Annotated in this window: 21 protein-coding genes, 1 pseudogene and 1 riboswitch; of the genes and pseudogenes, 7 read left to right on the top strand and 15 right to left on the bottom strand. The window is 36.3% G+C overall.

The annotated features are described in order from the left end of the window. Window positions 1–151 (top strand): transposase (locus ACEN4N_RS00600; RefSeq protein WP_138405300.1); only part of this gene is annotated, 151 nt, incomplete at its 5' end. Between the two features lie 407 nt (window positions 152–558). Here ACEN4N_RS00600 and ACEN4N_RS00605 read toward each other — a convergent pair. The 3 genes from ACEN4N_RS00605 to ACEN4N_RS00615 form a co-directional block, all read right to left on the bottom strand. Beyond that, on the bottom strand, window positions 559–1,557 hold the full coding sequence (locus ACEN4N_RS00605) for a D-2-hydroxyacid dehydrogenase (RefSeq protein WP_407093485.1): 999 nt from the start codon (window positions 1,555–1,557) through the stop codon (window positions 559–561). 192 nt (window positions 1,558–1,749) lie between these two features. After that, window positions 1,750–2,421 (bottom strand): vancomycin high temperature exclusion protein, encoded by a 672-nt coding sequence (locus ACEN4N_RS00610; protein ID WP_407090438.1) that lies wholly within the window; start codon window positions 2,419–2,421, stop codon window positions 1,750–1,752. A gap of 186 nt (window positions 2,422–2,607) precedes the next feature. Continuing rightward, window positions 2,608–3,648: a branched-chain amino acid aminotransferase gene (locus ACEN4N_RS00615; protein WP_407090437.1), complete on the bottom strand. Its 1,041-nt coding sequence runs from the start codon at window positions 3,646–3,648 to the stop codon at window positions 2,608–2,610. A 219-nt stretch (window positions 3,649–3,867) separates the two neighbouring features. Between ACEN4N_RS00615 and ACEN4N_RS00620 the strand changes: the two genes are divergently transcribed. Continuing rightward, window positions 3,868–4,536: a hypothetical protein gene (locus ACEN4N_RS00620; RefSeq protein ID WP_138404287.1), complete on the top strand. Its 669-nt coding sequence runs from the start codon at window positions 3,868–3,870 to the stop codon at window positions 4,534–4,536. Window positions 4,537–4,591: 55 nt separating this feature from the next. Here the strand turns inward: ACEN4N_RS00620 and ACEN4N_RS00625 are convergent, their stop codons facing one another. From ACEN4N_RS00625 to cls, 4 genes and pseudogenes are all read right to left on the bottom strand, one after another. Beyond that, the gene (locus tag ACEN4N_RS00625; protein ID WP_407093486.1) at window positions 4,592–5,893 is read right to left on the bottom strand and encodes an RNA polymerase subunit sigma-54; all 1,302 of its coding nucleotides are present in this window, start codon (window positions 5,891–5,893) and stop codon (window positions 4,592–4,594) included. A 118-nt stretch (window positions 5,894–6,011) separates the two neighbouring features. Then, on the bottom strand, window positions 6,012–7,358 hold the full coding sequence (locus ACEN4N_RS00630; RefSeq protein WP_407093487.1) for a polysaccharide deacetylase family protein: 1,347 nt from the start codon (window positions 7,356–7,358) through the stop codon (window positions 6,012–6,014). Window positions 7,359–7,392: 34 nt separating this feature from the next. Further along, window positions 7,393–8,336, bottom strand: a pseudogene (locus ACEN4N_RS00635) (neutral zinc metallopeptidase). Between the two features lie 27 nt (window positions 8,337–8,363). Further along, entirely contained in the window at window positions 8,364–9,923 is a 1,560-nt protein-coding gene (gene cls / locus ACEN4N_RS00640) for a cardiolipin synthase (protein ID WP_407093488.1), read from the bottom strand. Between the two features lie 170 nt (window positions 9,924–10,093). On the opposite strand from cls, the gene ACEN4N_RS00645 reads away from it, so the two are divergent. Next, window positions 10,094–10,537: a YaiI/YqxD family protein gene (locus ACEN4N_RS00645; RefSeq protein ID WP_407093539.1), complete on the top strand. Its 444-nt coding sequence runs from the start codon at window positions 10,094–10,096 to the stop codon at window positions 10,535–10,537. Between the two features lie 77 nt (window positions 10,538–10,614). Here the strand turns inward: ACEN4N_RS00645 and ACEN4N_RS00650 are convergent, their stop codons facing one another. From ACEN4N_RS00650 to ACEN4N_RS00675, 6 genes are all read right to left on the bottom strand, one after another. Continuing rightward, window positions 10,615–11,232, bottom strand: coding sequence for a hydrolase (locus ACEN4N_RS00650; protein ID WP_380706379.1), 618 nt, complete (start codon window positions 11,230–11,232; stop codon window positions 10,615–10,617). A 308-nt stretch (window positions 11,233–11,540) separates the two neighbouring features. After that, window positions 11,541–11,903, bottom strand: coding sequence for a metalloregulator ArsR/SmtB family transcription factor (locus ACEN4N_RS00655; RefSeq protein ID WP_138404293.1), 363 nt, complete (start codon window positions 11,901–11,903; stop codon window positions 11,541–11,543). Window positions 11,904–11,953: 50 nt separating this feature from the next. Continuing rightward, window positions 11,954–12,703, bottom strand: coding sequence for a CPBP family intramembrane glutamic endopeptidase (locus tag ACEN4N_RS00660; protein ID WP_407093489.1), 750 nt, complete (start codon window positions 12,701–12,703; stop codon window positions 11,954–11,956). A gap of 9 nt (window positions 12,704–12,712) precedes the next feature. Next, on the bottom strand, window positions 12,713–13,864 hold the full coding sequence (locus tag ACEN4N_RS00665; RefSeq protein ID WP_407093490.1) for a hypothetical protein: 1,152 nt from the start codon (window positions 13,862–13,864) through the stop codon (window positions 12,713–12,715). A gap of 26 nt (window positions 13,865–13,890) precedes the next feature. Further along, the gene (locus ACEN4N_RS00670; RefSeq protein ID WP_407093491.1) at window positions 13,891–14,598 is read right to left on the bottom strand and encodes an HAD family hydrolase; all 708 of its coding nucleotides are present in this window, start codon (window positions 14,596–14,598) and stop codon (window positions 13,891–13,893) included. Between the two features lie 103 nt (window positions 14,599–14,701). Further along, a complete protein-coding gene (locus ACEN4N_RS00675; RefSeq protein ID WP_407093492.1) occupies window positions 14,702–15,409 on the bottom strand; it encodes a hypothetical protein in 708 nt (235 codons plus the stop codon). Window positions 15,410–15,620: 211 nt separating this feature from the next. Here ACEN4N_RS00675 and ACEN4N_RS00680 point away from each other — a divergent pair, with 211 nt between their 5' ends. The 4 genes from ACEN4N_RS00680 to mgtA all read left to right on the top strand — a co-directional run bounded on the left by ACEN4N_RS00680 (window position 15,621) and on the right by mgtA (window position 21,370). Further along, window positions 15,621–16,349, top strand: coding sequence for a glucosamine-6-phosphate deaminase (locus tag ACEN4N_RS00680; RefSeq protein WP_407093493.1), 729 nt, complete (start codon window positions 15,621–15,623; stop codon window positions 16,347–16,349). Window positions 16,350–16,363: 14 nt separating this feature from the next. Continuing rightward, window positions 16,364–17,176 (top strand): helix-turn-helix transcriptional regulator, encoded by an 813-nt coding sequence (locus ACEN4N_RS00685; RefSeq protein ID WP_407093494.1) that lies wholly within the window; start codon window positions 16,364–16,366, stop codon window positions 17,174–17,176. Window positions 17,177–17,394: 218 nt separating this feature from the next. Continuing rightward, window positions 17,395–18,204, top strand: a complete 810-nt coding sequence (locus ACEN4N_RS00690; protein WP_407093495.1) for a helix-turn-helix domain-containing protein — start codon at window positions 17,395–17,397, stop codon at window positions 18,202–18,204. Between the two features lie 114 nt (window positions 18,205–18,318). Next, a riboswitch (M-box (ykoK) riboswitch) is annotated at window positions 18,319–18,485 on the top strand. A 242-nt stretch (window positions 18,486–18,727) separates the two neighbouring features. Continuing rightward, window positions 18,728–21,370, top strand: a complete 2,643-nt coding sequence (gene mgtA / locus ACEN4N_RS00695; protein WP_407093496.1) for a magnesium-translocating P-type ATPase — start codon at window positions 18,728–18,730, stop codon at window positions 21,368–21,370. 90 nt (window positions 21,371–21,460) lie between these two features. On the opposite strand, the gene ACEN4N_RS00700 is transcribed toward mgtA, so the two are convergent. Continuing rightward, on the bottom strand, window positions 21,461–22,285 hold the full coding sequence (locus tag ACEN4N_RS00700; RefSeq protein WP_407089621.1) for a helix-turn-helix domain-containing protein: 825 nt from the start codon (window positions 22,283–22,285) through the stop codon (window positions 21,461–21,463). 257 nt (window positions 22,286–22,542) lie between these two features. Next, entirely contained in the window at window positions 22,543–23,427 is an 885-nt protein-coding gene (locus ACEN4N_RS00705; RefSeq protein WP_407089622.1) for a methyltransferase domain-containing protein, read from the bottom strand. Window positions 23,428–23,494 lie beyond the last annotated feature (67 nt).

The raw sequence follows: 23,494 nt of genomic DNA on the forward strand, positions 1-23,494 counted from the left end.
CGAAGGTATTAATAATAAAATTAAAGTATTGAAACGAACAGCCTACGGCTATCGAAATTACAGTCATTTTAGAGACCGTATTTTACTTATGACGCGATTATATGTCCCTCAGACAAATAAAAAAGATCAAGCAACAACCTATGCTGCTTGATCTTGATTAAAATGAGTCATCAACCCTATTTGACAAAGAGCCATAACAAAAAACCCCTGTCAGATTTGATTAAAATCTAACAGGGGTAAAGAACTTCTCTTATCCTCTATATAGGTGAACCTCTTTGATACACCCGCTTTAGATTTTAATCTTTCGATTAGTTATCTATGCGGGCATCATAATTGACAGCTCCTCATAGATACAAACGTTAACGTTTACGGTTTGTATCTATCGTTGTCAGATACAAACACTATCTAAAGTAGCTGTAAAAATATGATGATAATTGTATGCAAAGAAGTTTAGTCATCGAGAATGTTCCTTTCAGTACGTTTTTGTTGTATCTAATATAACTGACTCATTATTATAAGTCAACACATATTTCAATTTTATTTTAATCTTTTTATCATTTAATTCACACGATGTTGATCTGTCCCCGTTTTAATTACTTCTAAAGCTGAGTTTAATCCGCCTTCAACTAAATTTTGAACAGCAATATCTGTATAGTAAGCAATGTGTGGCGTGTAATGTATGTTTGGATGATTCAGAATTTGAAGGAAAACTTCATCTTTAATTGTCTTTCCTTCCCAATTTTGAGGAATAAACGGCCCTTCATCTTCATAAACATCTAAGGCAGCATTTTTAATTTGTCCACGATCAATCGCTTCAATTAAGTCTTGAGTCTTCACAATCTTACCGCGGGCTGCATTAATTAACGTTGTGCCCGGCTTCATCTGATTGAATAAATCATGGTTAAACTGATGATAATTGTCTTCAGTCAATGGCATGTGGATGGTCACAATATCAGCATCTTTGATCGCTGTTTGCAAGTCAGGTTGATAAACTACATGCTCTTTGAACTCTTCGTGTTCGACAATATCATACCCAACCACTTCAGCGCCAAAGCCATGTTTATATATTTTTGCGACTCTTGATCCAATTCGACCGACACCGATAACAGCTACTTTTAAGCTTTGAATCGAATGACTTCGAATGCTTGGCTCCCAGGTGAAGTTTTGTGACGCCACCCTTTGGTCGATTTCATCACTGTTTCGAATCAGACGCATGGCAGCGTAGACGGCAAACTCTGCGATTGATTCTGGAGAGTAACTTGGGACATTTGTAATGATGACATCATTGTCACTCGCTGCTTTTAAATCATACATTTCATAGCCGGCGCTTCTTTGAGCAATAACTGGAATTCCCAACTCTTTGAGCTTCGAGTAGACAGGCTCTACAATATCGGAAACTTGCATATTCGTTATCCCATCAAAGCCTTCTGCTAAGTGAACTGTCTCTGGCGTTATATATTCTGGTGTCATTTCGACACGAATCGAATGCGCCTTCGACCATTGCTCCATTACCTCTGCTTCTTCTGGTGTCACACCAAATGCGATGATTTTTGTCAAATGAATCTCTCCTTTTAATCTAAAAAAGCCCGTTCAGATTTAACTAAACGGACTTTCAAGTGATGTCGTTGAATCAATTTATGCACCGTTTATTCTTGTTGTCGCTAACCAAGATGGTATAAGATAAATTGTTAAATTCATATTACGCTATTATGTGACTTAAGTCAATTTATTTTTAATTGAATTCTCATTTTAATTTAATTCTTCTTTGCTGTCGGTTAAATCACCTGAGTGTTCGAGACTAAAGCCGAGATTCATCTCCGGTTGATCATCTTCATATCCTAGGTAAACAATCCCAAAATCCTTCAACCTAGCAAATACCTCTCTAAATTCGCGTTCAAAGCGAGTAGAATTTACTTCTTCAGCAGCTACCCCAAGCGCCTCACAGCCTAAGCCTTTAGCAAGTAGTAGAGCTCGCGGAAGGTGGTAACCTTGAGTGACAATCACAACTTGATCCACACCAATCACTTCTTTTAATCGGTATAAACTTGCATGTGTGGAATAACCTGCATGATCTAAATAAATTTGCTCACTTGGCACCCCTTTGTCGACTAGATATTGTTTCATAACGCCGACCTCATTGTAGTATTGGTCCGCATGATCTCCACTCATAATCAGCGGATTATCTGGATTCTCCAAATGAATTTCATATGCTTTATCTAAACGATTCGCTAATATTTGACTCGGGTATTCATTATTTACAACGCCCGCTCCAAGTACAAGGATTGGCACATCATCATTCATAGTTTGATTTATTTCGTTCGCATCGACGACATTCGAACTTGTTGAGAGAATAACAAACAAGTTAATTCCAATCACAGCTAGGGCAGCTAATGAAACAACGGTTAAAAGAAACTTGCCCACGCTTTTTATAATAAACCAAATAAAATTAACAATAGTAACGATCGATATTCCCTCCCTTGAAATTTGACTGTTTAGTATATTACCAATCATTTTTAAGGGGTTCAATATATAACCGTTATATTTAATAAATAATTATACTTTAATAAAAAAACTACACTATCAAACGATAGTGCAGCTTTAATAAACTTATTTAGTTACATCGACGGTTTGAACCCAGCCTTCAGGTGCTTCAACGTCACCCTTTTGAATTCCTACTAATTCAGCATAAAGTTGTTGGGTAATTTCCCCTACTTTAACACCGTCTGTATAAGTATACTCTTTATCACCATGCGTAATTGAACTGATTGGCGCAATGACCGCAGCTGTACCCATAGCTCCCGTTTCACTGAACTGGTCTAATTCATCCACATAAACATCGCCTTCGACAACTTCTAAGTCTAAACGGTTTTCTGCTAACCAAATTAACGAACGTTTCGTAATACTTGGTAGAATCGATGGCGATTTAGGTGTGACAAATTTATTATCTTTTGTAATACCGAAGAAATTCGCAGAACCAACTTCTTCAATCTTCGTATGAGTCGCTGGATCTAAATAAATCGCGTCACTATACCCTTGGTCCTTCGCAAGTTTTCCTGGTAAGTAACTACTTGCATAGTTTCCACCAACTTTTTGTGCTCCCGTTCCTCTTGGTGCCGCACGGTCAAAATCACTCACTAAGAATTTAGACGGCGCCATTCCACCTTTAAAATACGGTCCCACAGGCGTCACAAAAACAGTGAATAAATATTCTTTTGCAGGTTGAACCCCAACTGTATCGCCGATTCCAATTAATAATGGACGAATATATAAAGTCGCTCCACTTTCATAAGGAGGGACCCACTCTTCATTGGCACGTACAACTTCATGAATTGCGTTAATAAAATCTTCTTCTGGATACGCTGGCATTAGTAATTTTTCAGCTGAATCTATTAAACGTTGTGCATTTAATTCTGGACGGAATAATTGAATTTCGCCTGTTTTAGTGCGGTAAGCTTTCATTCCTTCAAAGGCTTGTTGTCCGTAATGAAGTGCTGTTGATGCTTCAGAGATGAAGACATTCTTTTCTGTTTCAATACGTCCTTCAGACCACTCGCCATCTTTATAATATGCACGGAATTTTTTTCCCGTATCAATATATCCGAAGCCTAACTCGACCCAATTAATCGTTTCTGGTGTTATCTTAGTCAAAACTCTCATCCTTCCAATAATAAAATCATAGTCATATACTACAACTTATTGATTAAAAAAGCTACAATTCTATGAGAAAAATATTTGAATTGTCTCATAATACTTTATTTATCCCTTATTTAACGTGTATTGCAATATACTTGTTATCTTTCTGTTATAGATTCATGTTACAATGCTTATACAATTTTACAAGAATATGCATGTCGAAAGGAAATATATATGAAGAAACTTTTACTACTCACTCTACTTTTCACTTTAAGTGGGTGTAGTTACTTTACGAGTGAACCTGAAAGTGTCACGACTCCAAATCAAGAAACGCAAACAGAAAGTCAAAGTGAGGAAGTTGCTCAAGAGGCAACTGAATCAACGCCAGCGAATAATACCTTTGACAATGTCTTTAACGAAACAGTTATTGGACAAGATCGCTACCCTGCGACAACGTTACCTGATTCAATTCCCATTAGTGACTTACGTGTAGCCATCGATGAGTTCTACACAGAAGCGATGCCAGAAGACGAAAAAGAAATGAATTATGAAAAAATAGATCCTGAAACGATCGAAACACTTCAAGAAACATTCAGTGAAAATGAAGTCTACGAGCCCCTTGATATTACCGTGGACCAAATTTCGCTTGAATTAGGTGGCGAAACAAATTATATCGCGCGTATCGTTGTTGGTATGCCTTATGAAGAAGCTGAGGATTTAATTGAGGAACATGATATTTTAGTCCTAAATGAAGCTCTCAGCCAATTAGAAAACCGTTTAGTACTCTTAGCTCATTACGATGGAGAGGCTGATACATTAACGCCGTATCATTTAAATAATAGTACAACGAGTATCTTCTCGCTCGCAGATTCTGAAGGCGAAACTTCTTCAGATTCTGAATAATAATTTATGACATAGTAAAAGCCCGTCACACTGTAAAAAGGTGACGGGCTTTTGTTTATTTACCTAAACTTTTACGGTAATTTTTAACAATTTGTTGGCCTACTATGATTTTATCTTCGAGTAAGATGCTTACGATTTCTTCATCCGTGAGCTCTCGATCAGAATCATCAATTATTTGGCTAATCGTATCTTTAATATAATTTGCAGACAGTCCATCACGTGTTAGTGAACGGGATGTATTAATAAAGTCTGTAAAGGCTGAAACTTGCTTGTTAAATTCGATATTCTTATTCGATGCAATATGGTACACAATCGGCTCAGGTAAGCGGGTTTCTTTCGCAATATCCTTCATCGATAACGTTGCCTTATATTCATCTTTCCCTAAGAAATAGCGTTTGTGGGCTTTAACCATACACATGACCACTTCTAAAATTAGTTGTTCGCGGATACGCAAGTTATCTGCTAAGCGTTGGTAGCCTTCTTCATGCGGCTCAATATAATTATTTAACTCTTCATCTTTTTTAGCTGCCATCTCATCAAAATAAGTCTGGTTAAAAGAAATTTTTGGATAGTATTGACGATTATAGCGTATTTGTAAGCCGTCGCCGACTGGCGTAACAGTTACATCCGGAATCAAGTTAATCTTGTCGACTTGATTAAATAAAGCAGCTGGGTTGGTGCGCAATGTATGGAAGTAATTTACACTTTCCATAATCTCTTCATTAGAAATTTGCGTCTGATCTTGAATCTCAGCGTAATCTTTATCACGTAACTCTTCGAAAAACACTTCTAATAAATAGTATGCTACATTTGGTGCATGTAAGTCCTGTTCCGTTTGTATCATCATCGACTCTTTTAAATCATAAGCCCCAATACCAGCAGGTTCCAATTGCTTAATTAATGTCACCGCATCTAATGTAACGATCACTGGCATATCAATTTTCTTAGCTAATTCTTCTACTGTATAAGGTAAATAGCCTCTTTCATCTAAGTATTCTATCGATTTAACCATCGCATCACGGATATCAGTATGGCGATATAATAATATTTGCTCAAACAAATACGTATCTAAACTTTGGGTACTTTCTTTTAATTCTTCGGCTTGTTTCGTACCTTCAAAACGCTTAAAAGCTGGGATTTGTTGTTCAATACTATACTCTAAATCGATAAAAGGATTATCTAAGATCGCATCTTCTAAATAATAAGTTAATTGCTCAGCATTTAAATCAAGTATATCTAATAATTGCGGATTACTCATAATAGCTGAATTTTTTAACCCTTCAAAGACTTTTACTGACTCATCCTCTTGAATGGTTACTTGATCTAATGGTTCTTTTTGAACGTCACGTTCTTTCATCTTATCACTCCTCTCACTTATCTTCTCTTTAATATTATAGATTATTAAAAGGCTTTCGTCTATTATATCAATGCAGCCGTTGTATTTTCACAACGGCTGCATTTAGAATATATATAGATTATTCCGCAAAGAAACGATGTTGGAAATCTAATTCCATCGGTGTCACGAATTCATACCCTTGTTCAATTAATTCAGGGACAAGGCGCGCCACTGCATCAACTGTATATTGCGCTGTATCATGCATCAGAACGAGCATATCATTTGATAAATTCGCCATCACATTCTGATAAATTAACTCTGCGTCTTGAAGTTCCCAGTCTAAGGAATCCACATTCCAAATAATTGACGTCATATCTGAAAGTAGACGAACAACCCGAGGACCTCCCGCACCAAATGGCATTCGGTATAAGGTTGGTGCAACGCCCGTTGCATCCACAATTGATTCTTGCGTCCATTCGATTTCCTGAATTACTTCTTCATCCGAAATCTGGCTGAAATCAGGATGTGAATAACTATGGTTCGCAATGATATGTCCTTCTTCAACTATGCGTCTTGCCATCTCAGGATGATCATCAACATAAGCCCCATAGACGAAGAATGTTGCTTTCACACCATTTTCTGCAAGTATCTCTAAGATTTGCGGGGTATATTCCATATTTGGTCCATCATCGAAAGTTAAAGCAATTTGAGGCGACGGATTGAGTGGTGTTCCTTTTAGTCGTTCACTCAGTACTGGGTTTGCGAAAATCGCATCCAAGGTTGGCTGCTCATAATTTCCGTAACTATGCCCGTTTATAATCGCCGCGACTAAATTATCCATTGATAGATGATATGACTCATAAGTTTGCGCCATATACGGCTGATCCGTAAAGTGACCTGCTTTATCGGTTAACTCATTAGCTAACTGAACAACTTCATATAAGTTACTACGAGTCACTGTTTCAATACTTGTAAAATTCTCCAGCTCACTTCTTAATGCATCCATCTCTTGTAATTTTCCAGGGGCTTGATTTAATAAATCATTGCCTTTAGCCACATATTCATTCTCTTCATCTGGTAAAGCACTTTGAGTTTGAGCAATTAAATCAGGCGTAACTCCTTCTCTAACTAAAGGGACTTCATCCATTAAAGGATTCCCTGCGAATACCGGTGATAAGGCTTCTAAGACTTCAAACTGCGTTTGAGCTTCGTCAACTGTATTATTTAATTCTTCTCTTGAGTCTGAAGGTAGCTTATTGGCAGATATTTCTGCTTGCTGAATCTCCTCTTGGGTGACATCGGATCTTAATACTTGATTATTTTGATCCTCAAACAAGATACTAATATCTTCTTGGGCTGCTTGTAATCTCTCTTCTTCTGACGGATAGAAAGCACTATATAAAACACCCAATACTAAAAACATCCCAAGTACCGATAATAATATTTTCCCAACATCTGATTTGATAAACTCTGATATAAATTTCATTACAACAAGTAGACCTACCTTCATTTTTTACTTTTTATTCATTCTCCAAATACGTATTAAATGTATCTCCGTGTTCAAAATCTCCATATTCAAAGCCGCGCATAAACCAAGCTTGACGTTGCTCTGCTGATCCGTGAGTGAAACTATCTGGTACAACCCGACCGGTTGCCCGTTCTTGAATCGTATCGTCTCCAACCGCAAAAGCTGCTTGTAGGGCTTCATTAATATCCCCGGATTCTAACAAGCCTTCTTCTTGAGCATATTTAGCCCAAACTCCGGCAAAGTAATCCGCTTGTAATTCTAAACGCACATTTAGTTCATTTGCTTCTGTCTCTGACAATGTTTGTCTCACTTCGTTATATTCATCCATCACACCAATTTCATTTTGGATATGATGACCAACCTCATGAGCAACAACATAGGCCATCGCAAAATCTCCTGGCGCCCCGTATTGTTGCGATAAATCACGCCAGAAAGATAAATCAATATAGACATTCGCATCGGCAGGGCAATAGAACGGACCTGCTTGAGAACTTCCAAAACCACAACCAGACGTTGCAGTCCCACCTTCATATATTACCATACCTGGCTCGTCATAAGTCATATTCTCAGTGGAAAATGACTCATTCCAAAAATCTTCTGTACTCGCTAATACAGAAGAGACAAAGTTAAACTCATCATCAGTGACGCCTGTCTCACTTTGTTGCGCCTCATTGTTCACTTGAATTTCATTTGTTGGTTGGTCATATTGTTGCCACCAAGCAAATCACCTAAGCCACCTAAGGCGCCTCCACCTAAAACGGAGAATAGAATGACAGCAAGGACAACCCACTTACCTTTACCGGGTATTAGAAACAACAAATTTAATAATCCCCCACCCATCGATGAGCGTGAGCCCCCTCGGTTACGACCTAAACCACCTGATTGACCACGACGATCTTGAACATTTTTACTACGACGTAAATCTTCCCATTTCATAATTGTTCCTCCATTTTTTTGGTTTTTTTAAACAAATGGTGCTATAAGTCGAAGAACTGCGTCCCAAACACTACCGACGAGACCCACTTGAATATCTTTCAACTGGATACGTCTAGATTTCGCTTGAGAATCTAGAAAATCTTTACTAATATCTTCAATCACTGGGTGATAATAAAATATCGTGCTTGTTTCAAAATGCAAATAAAGTGACCGGTAATCCAAATTAATCGTACCGACGGTTGCTACCTTGTCATCTGAAACAAACGTTTTTGCATGTAAAAAACCAGGGGTAAATTCATAAATTTTAATCCCAGCTTTCATTAACGGCCTGTAAAATGAACGCGTCAACCTAAATACCATCTTTTTGTCCGGAATGCCGGGTGTCATTAAGCGAACATCTACTCCGCGCTTAGCCGCTAATTGCATTGCTGTTTGCAATTCATATGAAATGACGAGATACGGTGTATAAATATACACATAATCTTGGGCATTATTTAAAATTTCACGGTAGACATTCTCCCCTACGGGTTCAACATCCAAAGGCGTATCTCCAAAAGGCTGAACGAAGCCCATCTCATTCATTGCTGCTTCATCTTCTTGTATTTCACGTGTTTCATTCATAATATGATCAATTCGAAATGGCTCATAGGATTCGTCCGTATAATAGAAAGAATTCCACATATTTAAGAATAAATTCGTTAAATTCCATGTCGCTGGACCTTGAATTCGAACCATATTATCTTTCCAATAACCAAAGCGTTCCTTCACATTAATATATTCATCCGCAATATTTAAACCACCCGTATAACCAATCTCACTATCAATAATGACAAATTTTCGATGGTCACGAGTATTATAGACCATTGAAATTAATGGCTTTACCGGATTAAACTTTAAGGCTTTAATACCTAACTCTTCAAGTTGCTCATCAAAATCTTTAGGTAGACGTGTAATAGATCCAAAATCATCATATAAGAACCGAACATCGACACCTTCTTTGGCCTTTTCCTTTAATACTTCAAAAATCGAATCAAACATTACGCCTGTTTCTACGATGAAAAACTCAATAAAAATTGTACTATTTGCTTGTTTCAAGTCATATATTAATGATGACATCACCGATTCTCCATTCGGAAAATACTTTGCGTCAGTATTTGTATACACCGGCAGGTGCGCATAATTGCTTATATATTGACTTAAAGCAGAAAGTCTTTTATCTTTCTTTTCTAAATATTCTTGCGCTGATGGAACCGATGTCATTTCTTTTGAATGCAGCTTTTGTAATAAATCCACGCTTCGACGCATCCAAATTATTGGTCGCTTGTTACCTATCATTAAGTATAAAATCCCACCAAATAACGGGAATAAAGTAATGACAATGATCCAACTCATTCGATATGCTGGACTCTCGTCTTTATTCACTAGATACAAGACCATGATAATTGATGCAAAAGTGAAAGCAAACTGAATATAAGCTGAATAAGAAACGATATTGTTCATAATGATAACAAACCACACAATCTGAACAATAAATGCCACTGCAAGAACACCCACACGTTCTAGCGTTGACTTTTTCTCTGGCTTCATTCTTTGTATCCCCTCCACAATACTTATTTTTAACTACTATTTATTATAGTAAATATTTTCTCATATGACTATTAATCTATAGTCCTATTTTAGTTTTTTGACTTTTTGTCCCTGATTTATCATAATACTCATATGAAATTAAACTATACACTTAAGAAAGGAGTTCCATTATCAAAATACTCATAGATGCAGATGCAAGTCCTGTTAAAAACGAAGTCATCCAACTAGCCGAACAATTTCATCTCGAAGTTGTCATCGTCTCTAGTATATCTCATTATACATTTGATACATATCCAGACTTTGTCAAAGTCATTTATGTAGAAACTGGTACCGATCGCGCTGACTTTAAAATCGTCCAACTTGCTCAGCCAAGCGACATCATCGTCACTCAAGATTACGGACTCGCATCATTATTATTGCCTAAGAAATGTCGCATCATTCACCACAAAAGTTATGAATATACCCAAGAAAATATCGATATGCTATTACATCGTCGACACTTTAGTGCGATGGAAAGACACAGCGGTATACGTACTAAAGGACCGAAAGCTTTTACAGATGCTGATCGCAAAAAGTTTTCACAATTTCTGTTACACATCATAGAAAACTCATAAGAATGCCTATTAAAATAGAGCCAAAAGGTTAAGTGATTCTCAACTCCCTGCTCAATGTAATAATTCTGATTTGTAATTTAGTTAGACTGCGAACGATAATTAACCATGACTTCTGCAAATATTTCAGCACTTGTCGGTGGTGTAAAGGTAATAGCATTCGCACCCGCTTCGATCGTTTCTTCAATTGATTCCTCAGTTGGCCCTCCGGTCGCAATGATTGGCACCATCGGTCCCACTTCATCACGGATTTGTTTAACCAAGGCTGCTGTATTGGCTCCTGCCGATACGTTCAGCATGTCTGCTCCAGCGTTTAGCTTCGTAATATAATCATCTTTGTCACTCGCAATTGTCGCAATCACAGGAATATCAATGCGTTTATTGATTTCTGTAATCACTTCTTTCTTCATCGGCGCATTGACAATGACACCATAAGCTCCCATTTGCTCAGCTTGAAAGGCAAGGTCTACACTTCTTTGACCGGTCGTTGTTCCACCACCCACTCCAAGGAAAACAGGCACTGAAGCTACGTCAACGATCGATTGCATAATAGTTAATTGTGGCGTAAATGGATAGACAGCAATCACGGATTGAGCATTACTGTTTTTGATAATCGCTACATCCGTTGTAAATAAAAGTGATTTAATCCGTTTTCCTAATATTTTCACTCCAGATGCTTTATAAATCGCATCGGGCATTTCAACAATTCTTGTTTTTAACTCTGCTTGAAATTCAGGAATATGCTTTTCTTTCTTTTCAGGTTGTTCAGAAACAACATCTGTTAAAATAATACGTTGTTCATTGTCTTCTGTTATTTCCGTTGTAACAGCTTGATAACTTGGTCCTGGCTGTTCAAATCGATCACTGTTAAATTTTTCTTCGTTTGTCATAATTCACACTCCTTAATAATACTTCTACCATTCTATACAAAAAAGACCACAAATTAAAGTTTTCTCACCTGCGGTTACCGAGAGTACTTTCTTTGCGGTCTTTTATAATTTTCCTATTAAACTTTTTCAGTCATCATCGAAATATCTTTCGCTACATCTAGTAAAGACATCACTTCTTCATTTTCTAAGGCATAAACAACACGTTTACCGTGTTTTTCTGACGTTATCACACCACTGTTACGTAATGTAATTAAGTGATGAGACGTCGTTGCGACTGACGCATCGATAAATCGTGAAATTTCATACACGCATAATTGCTTATAGTGCGCTAGGAGTTCTACGATTTTAATTCGATTTAAATCACCTAATACTTTAAATATATCAGCTTTACCTTCTACTATATTAGTGTCAATTATATTTTTAACGTTAGCCATTTCCAAATCTATGGCTTCGTCATTTAGGCATTCATATTGAGACATATTGTCACCTCTCATTTTACAAATATTATAATTTGGTTATCACCATAGAATTATAGCATTTGTATTGACATAAATCCAATGAAGTTTTGAATGATATGTAAAAGAATTGGATATTCAAGGCGTCTCGTATATAAATAAACAAAAGTAAACCCTGCAGATAATACAAAGTACACCATGAAATCAATCCAGTTAGCTGGACCATGTAACATCGTAAAGATGACTGCAGCCACAAATGCCCCAATGATTGGCATTAAAGAGAATGTATACTTCATGATTAATCCTCTTAAGATATACTCCTCAGTAATCGGCGTTAAAATAACGATATTAATAAACATTAAAATTGGGCTCATATTTTGAACTAAGGACTCGACCGCCGTTTGGTTTCCTGGTTGGACGTAATCCGGTGCCGCAATCATAGTAATTATATTAAGTAGCACTTGAAGTAAATAAATGAATACATATATTTTCAGTGCTGTGGCAATATTTTGCCAAGTAAAAGTTTTAAAATCAAAAAATTTAAAGCCTAAAAGCTTGCCTGTCACAATGATTAAAACTGTTAGACCAAGCGTCTGTAGAAAATACTCCATCGGTGCATGCGTCATTAAATTAAGTAAATTACCTTCTGTCAAAGTTTCAACAGTTAATTCAACTTCAGCATTTAGCGCACCTCTCCGAATGACCCATGTCTCAGCTAAGACCCGTACATAAAAGTAGGCAGCAATCAAAAGCGGGGCTTTCCACCAACTCCCTTTTACTTGATCAGACCACGGTCTCTTTAATTCATTCCATACACCTTGCATAATTTACCTCTATTCTTCAGTTGTCTCGAACAAATCCGGTGTGAGTGTTGCTTCTAGTTCATTGATTTCTTGAATAACATCAAAGCCTACAAATTCAGCGAACTCTTCATAGGAATAAACGATCTCATCTGTGAAATCAATGATCGTCCCCGCACTTTCAAGTAAGTATAATTCAATACCCGTCATTTGCTCCTCATCATTCATCGCAACAAGTCCCATGCCGAACACACCGTTCTCGTAGTCGACGTTCATCGTCCCTTCAATCGCCGTTGTCGCTCGATCGAAGAACTCAGATAACTCTGGGTATTCTTCCTGTTTCGCTTGCGCAATTTCATTGTAAAGTGCTCCAATGTCACCCGCAATCATGACTTGCTCGCCCATCTCGTTCGCTTCAAACGCATTGATGACTTCTTCATGACCCAACCACTCGATCGCAACTTCTGTTAAGAAATCTTCCACTCGAAACATTTCTAAATTGGCACTATTTAAACCACCTTCAGTCGAATCCAATTGCACAACTTTCCCTTGAAGTTCGTCATAGTTTTCTTGAGTGAAGACATAAAAATCTTCCACGACCGTCCCAGCATAAATTTGAGGCTGTGTATTCAAAGCATCGGCAGCATATTGAATTAAATCATCCACTGAAATATGTGCTTCTTGAATGGACTCACGGTCACTTCTTGAGAAGATGGCACTCGGTAAATAAGGAGGTCTTAATTGAGCGGTATAATATTTATCCCCGTCTTTTAATGAGTTTTGAGAGATTAAATCCATTTCCTCACCGACAACAACAAAACTAGCATATTCAACTGAACGTTGTTCTAATTGACTCACACCTTCTAAAAAGGCAAGCGGTGAAGAAGTATCCAAAGCTGATTCCATTGGTACTTCCTCAGTTTCTACAATACTTTCAACTTCCGAACTCTCTTCAGTTGATGCATCCTCTGTTGCCTCTTCTGATGTTTCTTCTGAAGTCTCCTCTACCGATTCATCAGAACTTTCTTGACTTTCTTCTTCAGCTGGAGCTTCCGATGTAGACTCTTGTCCCCACTCAACTGATTCGATGGGAGAGATATTTTCTGCAAAAGTAGTTATGACAGGTGAAGATAAACCGAATAAAAGCGCCAACACAAGGAGGCTAAGACTTTTTTTATTGTTCATTTACTTTATTCCTTTCTAAATGTCTTTTACTGAGCTGCATTAATAATATCTAACGTATCTAGCAATTCATCAAAGTGGCTAATAATATAATCCGCTTCTTTAAGATGCTCACGGTGACTTTCTTCAGTAGCTAAACCAATCGATGCATGTGTATGCTTTCCATACTCCATATCAACCGTTGAGTCGCCGACATAAATCATCTCATCTAAACGAATATCATATCGTCTGGCAATTTCGTGAAGAGCAGTTGGGTTTGGCTTTGGTCCAAAGTCATCGGCACCGCCAACAAATTCAAAGTATTGATCAATGTTTGCTAACTTTAACGTCTCCTCAGCAATCCGGCGATTATCATTGGTAACAACAGCTAATATATAATCATTTTTGAGGGCTTCCAGTGCATTCATTGCGCCGTCCATTACCAATACATGCTCACCGTGACCTTTGACATAGTCTAAATAAGTATCTTCTAAGATTTCTTCAATTTCAGAGACCGGCATATCCAAAATCTTACTAAATTCTCTAGCTTGGTCAATGATACTGCCCGCAGCATAAATTGAATTAGCCACAACCATATCACCTTCCACACCCATATGCTTTCTGAATGCTTCTTTGTCTTCATCATTCAAATCGGTTTTATCTAATAATAAGTTAGTCACATCGACACTTGGTTGGTCCCAAGTCTTTCCTAACTCTATTAATGTTCCATCTTTATCTAAAATAATTGCTTTAATCAATTGAAAGTCCTCCTAAAAGTTGTTAAATTCTCATTTATTGTATCATATTTGTATGCAAAAAAAGAATGCAAACAGCGTATGTTTACATTCTTCTAGATATAATTTAAATTTGTAATCTGAAAAAAATTACCTCATAGATATAAGACAACGGCATGAATGAACTTGACCAATACACCGGAACAAAGTCCGCACTAATTAAAGCTTTGGAAATCATCGGTATAGAATATCTTTGTCTTCTTCCAAATTCCACCATTATATTAGCAAATTGACGAAATGAAGTATTTGAGTTGTTACTGTTTGAAGCCATAACTGTATCAAATGGTAACGTGTTTGCTTCGTTTCCTTGAGTTGATTCGTCGCCTTCAGGTGTTTCATCCACACTTTCAGAAGAATCCATATCTCCAGGTGTTTCTATCGTTGAGGATTCTGGTCGACTGCTTGAGCTATTATCTCCTCCACTTGATTGTGAAGAGGATCCTACTTCTTCTCCGCTTTCTTGGCTTGAACCTGTTTCTTGGCTTGAACCTGGATTTGATGACTCTGGCGGTGTTTCTGATTCATCACTGCTCGATTCTTCAGGTTCAGATTCAATATTTTCAGGTGGATCTGGTGGAGGTGGTAACTCCCCTTCTTCACCATCTGCAATGGGTTGTTCAAAATCATCACGACCATCTTCTAAATAACTTCCTTCGTTTGAAGAGTTATCAATGGCTGCTACTTGAACTTGAGATGTTTGGCTACTTATAAAAATTAAAAGCAACAAAACAACTAAGCCCAAGAAGAAATTTTGCTTACGCTTATTACAATTCATAAGAGCCTCCTTTAGTTTAATTTTTCCTTAAAAGAAATATATCATAATATTTACTAAAGAAGGCGATTAACATACATTTGTAGCCATATCATAATAAATTTAATATAAATAGAAACTATTCTGTCACATTGCTGTAAAATACTAATAAGAACTTGCATAATATAGACGCTATAAAGTAAAATAAATTGTACAAATAACAAGGAGGATATACATGAATATTTTTGTATTTGAAACATCTCTAGAAGCATCACAATACGCTTATGATTTAGTCGCAAAAGCTTTAGAATCTGGCGCAAACACATTTGGTCTAGCTACAGGGTCGACACCTGAGGAATTATACTCAATTATCCGTGACTCTGATTTAGACTTTACTGACGCTAAAGCAGTAAACTTAGATGAATATTATGGTTTACCTGCTGATAACGATCAAAGCTATGCTTACTTCATGAAAAAACATTTATTTGATGCAAAACCATTTGCACAAACGCATATTCCTGATGGAACAGCAACTGATGTTGAGAAAGAAATTGAAGATTACAACATAATTTTAAGCGAGAATCCAGTTGATTTACAAATTTTAGGTATCGGTTCAAACGGGCATATTGGTTTCAACGAACCAGGTAGTCCTTTTGATTCAAAAACGCGTTTAGTTGATTTAACTGACGAAACAATCCAAACGAACAAACGTAACTTCGAATCAGAAGCAGACGTTCCTAAAAAAGCTTTCTCAATGGGGATTGGTTCTATCTTAGATTCTAAACAAATTATATTGATGGCTTTCGGAGAAAACAAAGCAAGAGCAGTTAAAGAGACTGTCCATGGTGAAGTTACTCCTGATGTTCCAGCAAGTGTCTTAAAAAACCACTCAAATACTGTCATCTTATTAGATAAAGCTGCAGCAAGCCAGTTAGATCCAAGTGACTACGAAGTTATTGGCTAATCTGTTCTTTTAAGATGAATAACACAAACGCACATAACCGAATAAATCCTTCGGACTCTCTCTATTACCCTTTTCGCATTCAATCAGATTCCCTTGCAGCAGGTAATTCAGTGTGTTACCCAGGCTTTGCAACTTATACTTTTCTATATGTTACGCAAGGAGCAGGAGAATTAACAACAAAATATGAGACCTTCAGTTTTGAAGGTCCTTTTTGCATACTTATCCCTAGACTCATCCCCTTTAACCTATCATCTGACGAACATTCTCCATTAGATTTACACATAATTGAATACACAGTGAACCAACGGGAGCAGGGTGAGAGAAATCTTGACCAATTTAAGATAGTCAATATAGATAATAATAGTCTAAAACATGCTGTAACACTCTTGTTAAATGAAATTAATTCCCCTTCGAGACATTTTAATGCTATAATGGAACATATTTTCAATTTAGTTATGATTTATGACAATATTAACACGACTCAAATGTATGATGGCCCTGAACACTTCCATATCAGCGAAAATGTTCGCCAAGCCCAGTATTTTATCGAACATAATTTTCACAAAAAAATCTCTGTCAAAGATGTTGCAGCGCAAACACAATTAAGTTCAGATTATTTTATTACTGTTTTTCATGATGAATTGGGCTTGACGCCCCATCAATATATCATTCGCTGTCGGATGAATCATTCACACTTTTTGTTAGAAAATACGCACAAATCAATACAAGATATCGCAAAAGAATGTGGTTATAAATCATCAAACCATTTTTCTACAAAATTCAAGGAATTTTTTGGGTATTCCCCACGAAATTTAAAAACAAAATAATACTTTTACAAAATATATTTATTTTATTTTATTTGTTGAAGTTAGCATGTTAATATTGTTTGTGAGTCAGGTCTTGAGTACGTTTTCGTAGTCATTAGCAAGATACTGATAAAAAAATCGTGAGAATTTAGTAAAAAACATTTATATTATTCATTATGTGTAATATAATGTATTTATAAAAATGATTACTCAATTTTTGAAAAAAGGAGGTTAGGTTTATGTATATATCAAATATTAATTCGTCTTCAATTAAATTACAGTCAATCGAAACTGAAAGTATTCCAACAACAGGTAAATCTATTACTGTTTTTTCAGAAAACAATTTAACATTATTATACATCCTTAAAGGTGCGGCAGATTTCAATGTAAATGATCGAGAAGGTCAAGTTAAGAAACGCGACATGATTTTACTTAATCCTGAAACAACATTGGAATTAACAACAATCCGTAAAGTTGAGTGGATTAAAATCACTTTGACTGGCATTTTATTTACTTCAAGCCTTGATATTGATTCAAAAAGCCAGATGTTCGTAACTGAAGATACATCACAATCAATTAAACGTTACTTAGATCTTGCTATCTTAGAACATACACATCGTTTCCGTGGAACAGAATTAATTCTTAAGAAATTACTTGAGTGTATTATGGTGCACGTGCTTAAGAATAGCGAGTTATCAATTAAAGATGCAAGTGTTCAAGTGAAGAATGATGAAATCGAACGTATTCAACAATACATTCGTAAAAATTATTCACAAAAAATCTCATTGGATGATTTATCAAATCACGTTGGAATCAACAAGTACTATTTAATTCGTCTATTTAAGCAAAAAACGGGTCTATCACCCATTGATTACTTAATTCATGTGCGTTTAGCCGAAGCTGAGAAGTTACTCGCTACTTCAAACATTACCATTTCTAAGATTTCTGATATGGTTGGTTTTCACTCACCATCTCATTTCTCAAAGACCTTTAAAGAGTCAAATCACTGTACACCCTCTGCTTTCCGTAAGAAGCACAGTACTGATTAAAACTAAATACAAATTTTAAAAGCATTCTGTCTAACAAAATAGATAGAATGCTTATTTTTTAAAATTAAATTTGCCTTTTTCTTCCTGCATGATATAGTTGAGTTTGGAAAATTTAATAAGATTTGTTAGGTGAGGCTCCTATACATACATAGGCTACTGCCCAAAAACGTCCAGAGACGCCAATGGGTATAACAGGAATTGTCGAAATAAGGCTTTTCATAATGTAGCTAACAGTTATTGTTTACGATGTATAGTGCTGAAACTCCACAAAGAATCCGTATAAATTTTTTTTTGTGCGTTTTTTTGTGTCCTCACTTGCATAAGTGAGGGCTTTTTCTATTTCTTATGAATTTCCAACGATTAATTAAAAAAAGGAGGGAAAACAAATGGACTCGTCCAGGATACAGAGATTTCAACTAAATATCGTCGATGCATCAGGTCGTGCCTATTTGTCGACTGTCATAATCTCCTGATGTCTCACACTTTTGAAGTCTCATTAATATTAATTAAGGAGGCAGTAACAATGAAAGACAATAAATTATTAAATTACTTTGACTTAGCAAGTCTAAGCATTCAAGATTTAATGAAACAATTAGGTATAAAACAAGAGGGCTTTACATATCCAGAAGCCGCAGATATTCAAAGTATTGATGGAAAGAATGAAATTAATTATGGTGCAGATAAACCCTTATGGAAAGTGTTTATTGATGCGTTCTCTTCTCCCTTTACACTCGTACTTATTGTACTGGCATGCATTTCATTTTTAACTGAGTATATTCTAGTCAATCCAGGCGAGAAAGATGCGACCAGTGCGGTCATTATCATTTTGCTAGTTTTACTTAGTGGCATGATGTCATTTATTCAATCTGTTCGGTCAAACCGTGCGGCTCAAGCTTTAAATCAATTAGTTGAAGTTACTTCAACGGTGAAACGCGAAGGAACGTTTAGAGAAATCCCAACAGAAGATATTGTCTTAGGTGACATTGTACACCTTTCAGCCGGGGATATGATTCCGTCAGATATTCGTTTAATCCAGACGAAAGACTTATTCATCTCTCAAACATCCCTGACTGGAGAAAGTTACCCGGTTGAAAAATTTGCGAACACGATTATTACAGAATCCGACTCTGAAACGAACTACGACACGTTAGCATATATGGGAAGCGAAGTTGTGAGCGGAACTGCTGAAGGTATTGTTGTACGAACTGCAAACAATACTCTATTCGGACAAATTGCTCAAGATCTCAATCAAGAACCGGTAAAAACTAGCTTTGATAAAGGAATCGAAAGCACATCTCAATTACTTATTCGCTTCATGATGGTCCTTGCTCCAACTGTCATTCTGATTAATGGCTTAACAAAAGATGATTGGTTACAAGCTTTACTTTTTGGAATTTCAGTTGCGGTTGGCCTCACCCCAGAAATGTTACCCATGATTGTCACTTCTAACTTAGTCAAAGGTGCAAGTACTATGGCAAAAAAAGGGACAGTCATTCGAAACCTAAACTCAATTCAGAATTTTGGAGCCATAGATGTTCTTTGTACTGATAAAACAGGAACACTTACTCAAGATAAAATCGTCCTACAATATCATCTCGATATTGACGGCAATGAGAATAAACGCGTTCTCCATCATGCATTTTTAAACAGTTATTACCAAACAGGTTTAAAAAACCTCATGGATGTTGCCGTTATTGAAGCAACCGAAAAAGAATTCGAGATTGAAACTTTTAACTATAAAAAAATCGATGAAATTCCCTTTGACTTTAATCGTCGACGCATGAGCGTAGTTGTCGAAGATTTAACTGGGAAAACGCAAATGATTACCAAAGGCGCTATAGAAGAAATGCTTTCAATTAGTCAATACGTTGAAATCAATGGTGAAGTCCAACCACTCACGGAAGAAGCAAAAGTAAATGTACTGAACACAGTGGATGATTTGAATTCTAATGGTTTACGTGTTCTTGGACTTTCACAAAAAACAAATCCTGCAGGAATTGGCGAACTGTCAGTTAAAGATGAGTCTGACATGGTTCTCATTGGGTTCCTAGCCTTTTTAGATCCTCCTAAAGAATCGACGAAGGAAGCTCTGAATGCTTTAAGAGATCATAATGTTAACGTGAAAATATTGACCGGTGACAATGCTTTAGTTACTCAAGCGATTTGTTCACAAGTTGGAATTAATGCGGAACATTACTTAACTGGTGACATCGTGAGTCAAATGAGCGAAAATCAATTAGCCGAAGCTGTCGAAACTTACAATGTCTTCGTAAAACTCAATCCAACACAAAAAGCAAAAATCGTTCGCTTATTACGAAAAAATGATCATGTTGTTGGTTTTTTAGGTGATGGAATCAATGACTCACCTGCTATGAGAGCAGCTGACGTCGGTATTTCTGTAGATAATGCCGTTGATATCGCCAAAGATTCTGCAGATGTTATTCTGTTAGAAAAAGATTTAATGATCCTTGAAAAAGGGATTATTCTAGGCCGAAAAGTGTTTGGAAATATAATGAAGTATATTAATGCGACAACGAGTTCTAACTTCGGAAATATGTTCTCAGTACTGATTGCAAGTATTTTTCTACCATTCTTACCTATGCTACCCATGCAACTCTTATTCTTAAACTTACTATATGACATCTCTTGTATGTCAATGCCTTGGGATAATGTAGATGAAGAATATTTAAAAGCACCAAAAAAATGGGAATCTTCTAGTATTCAACGATTCATGATTTGGTTTGGACCAACAAGTTCAATTTTTGATATTCTGAGTTTTGCTGTTTTATTCCTAATTATCTTACCGCAGTTTTTAGGTGGTAACTATTCTAGCCTAAATTCAGAAACACAAGAATTATTCATTGCTTTATTCCATTCGGGTTGGTTTGTTGTCTCTTTATGGACACAAACTCTAGTATTATATACATTACGCACTAAAAAGTTACCGTTCATTGAAAGTCGTCCATCAACGGTTATGACCTTTTTCACGTTGTTAGGAATTGTCATTGGGACGATTGTGCCATATACACAATTAGGAACTGCCTTAGACTTAACGGCGCTTCCAGATACTTTTTGGCTTCTGCTCTTAGGTATTGTTATTGCTTACTTAATTCTAGTCACTATCGTAAAGTACTACTATGTCAAACGATACGGTGAGCTATTATAATAATTTTTAACGAGTTCTTCGGGACTCGTTTTTATTTACAAAAAAACCTAAAGTATCGGCTTTACCTTACTTTAGGGAGTGTCTGTTATATTATGAAATACGTTTATTCATTTCTTTTGTATTTTTTTTACGATATTCAGACGGCGTACAATCATTCACTTCTTTAAATGATTTTGAGAAATAGGATGGCGAATGAAAACCGACATAATCCGCAATCTTAGAAACCGTATAATTTGATTCTGCTAATAGTTTTTCCGCTTCAGCTAAACGAACTTGAATGAGATAATCAATCGGCGACAAACCTGTCCGTTGCTTAAACACACGAATAAAGTAATACTTCTTCATGCAAATATGACTCGCTAGTTGGTCTAGCGTCAAACGCTTTGAATAATTCTCTCGAATAAAACGTTGAACTAATTGAATTTCATCGTCCTCAACTTGCACATTATCATCTTTAATCGTCAAATCTTTACTTCTTAATATATGTGCTACCACACATTCAATGAGTTTTTTAGTTATTAAAGCAGTCCCTTCAAACTCATTAGCATCTTCAACAAGCGCTAAATCTAGATAAGCTTTCATTTGGCGTGAGTCATCGTGAATGATATATAGCTGTTTAGTTGAGTCGATGTCGATGCTCGAAATAAATAAGATTCCTGATAAAGTAAATTTTATCCACTCCATCTTACGAAGTGGTTTGATTGTCAGTTTCATCCCAGGATTTAATATGATTAAATTTTCTTTTTTAAATTGCCCATTGCTTAACTTGGTTTCGTAATTTCCTCCACCTTTAATGATATAAAGCAATGTCACCTGATCTTCTGAATAAATAGTTATCGGTTGTTTTGTAGTCATTTCATCTTTATTTATTGCATGTAATTTGATTGATGATGAATTGATATTTGAAATGTACATAACTATCCCCACCCTTTTCTTTAAATATAAAAAAGTGATTTTAGTTTTTAGCACTTACTGATTGACATGTCTCTTCCTAAGTCAGAATCCCATAATGAAGCAAAATCTATCCTCTATTAGTATTTTATTAGCTAGGGTTGGAGCATATCTCACTCAATAAATGTCTCATCCTAATCACTACTGAATAGCGTATCATATTCTTGCAAAAATTTCCCCTTATAATGAACAAAATGTTGTCTAATTAGTGTTGGGGATAGTTAAATCTTACTATGTAATACGATTACATCCAAGGTAATGAAACCATCAAGCTTTGTCAGTAATGTTTGGTGTTCATCATCACTTAATTGCCAAGTCAATGGCGTCATAACGACTAAATCTTCCAACTGACTGTCCGTTAACTTTTGCGTCACCTTAATTTCTTTCATCTTGGCTTCTGGATAATGCGTTTTGAAGACCTCGATAACATCTTCATTAGAGTATGGGTGGATATTTCCAATTTCCATATCTATGAGAGCTTGTCTTATCTCTTGTAAATAACCTGAGTTAGGAATAATTTTGATGAGTTCCCCTTCCGGCTTTAAAATACGCTCAAATTCCGAGTAATTTGACGGTGAAAATATTGAAAAGACGATATCTATTTGATGATTAGCTACAGGTAACTCTGCCAAATCCGCAATCATCGATAACATATGCCCATTATAATCTGTGGCTGCTTGAATCGCACTTTTTGCTAAATCAATCCCTATCAAACTGTACTCATTCTCTTTAACTTGGCGACTCATCTGCCACAAGTGACTGCCTTCTCCACTTCCTGCATCAATGATTGAAATATCTTTTCCATGATGTTCACTCAGATACTCTCCAATGTATTCATGCAGAGGTCGATACATCTTTGTATTTAAAATAATTTCACGTCTTGAGTGAAACAAGGACGCATCATATTTTGTATTCGATGCTTTCTTTGCCATGAAAAAATAGCCTTGTTTCGCCATATCAAAACGGTGATCATTCTTGCACACCAAACTATGCGAGTCTAACTTTAAGGCTTCTTGGCAATGGATACAGCTTAAATTGACAGCTTGATGAGTGTTAAGCCAATGTACTGTTCGGTCTTTCTTATTTAATTCATTTAACTGCGTCATCACGACTTTGCCTCCCATTTTTTCTACTTTTTAGATGATTTGTCTTAAAACAAAAAAGTACTGAAGA

Source organism: Ruoffia sp. FAM 20857 (assembly GCF_045528645.1).
GTDB lineage: Bacteria > Bacillota > Bacilli > Lactobacillales > Aerococcaceae > Ruoffia > Ruoffia halotolerans.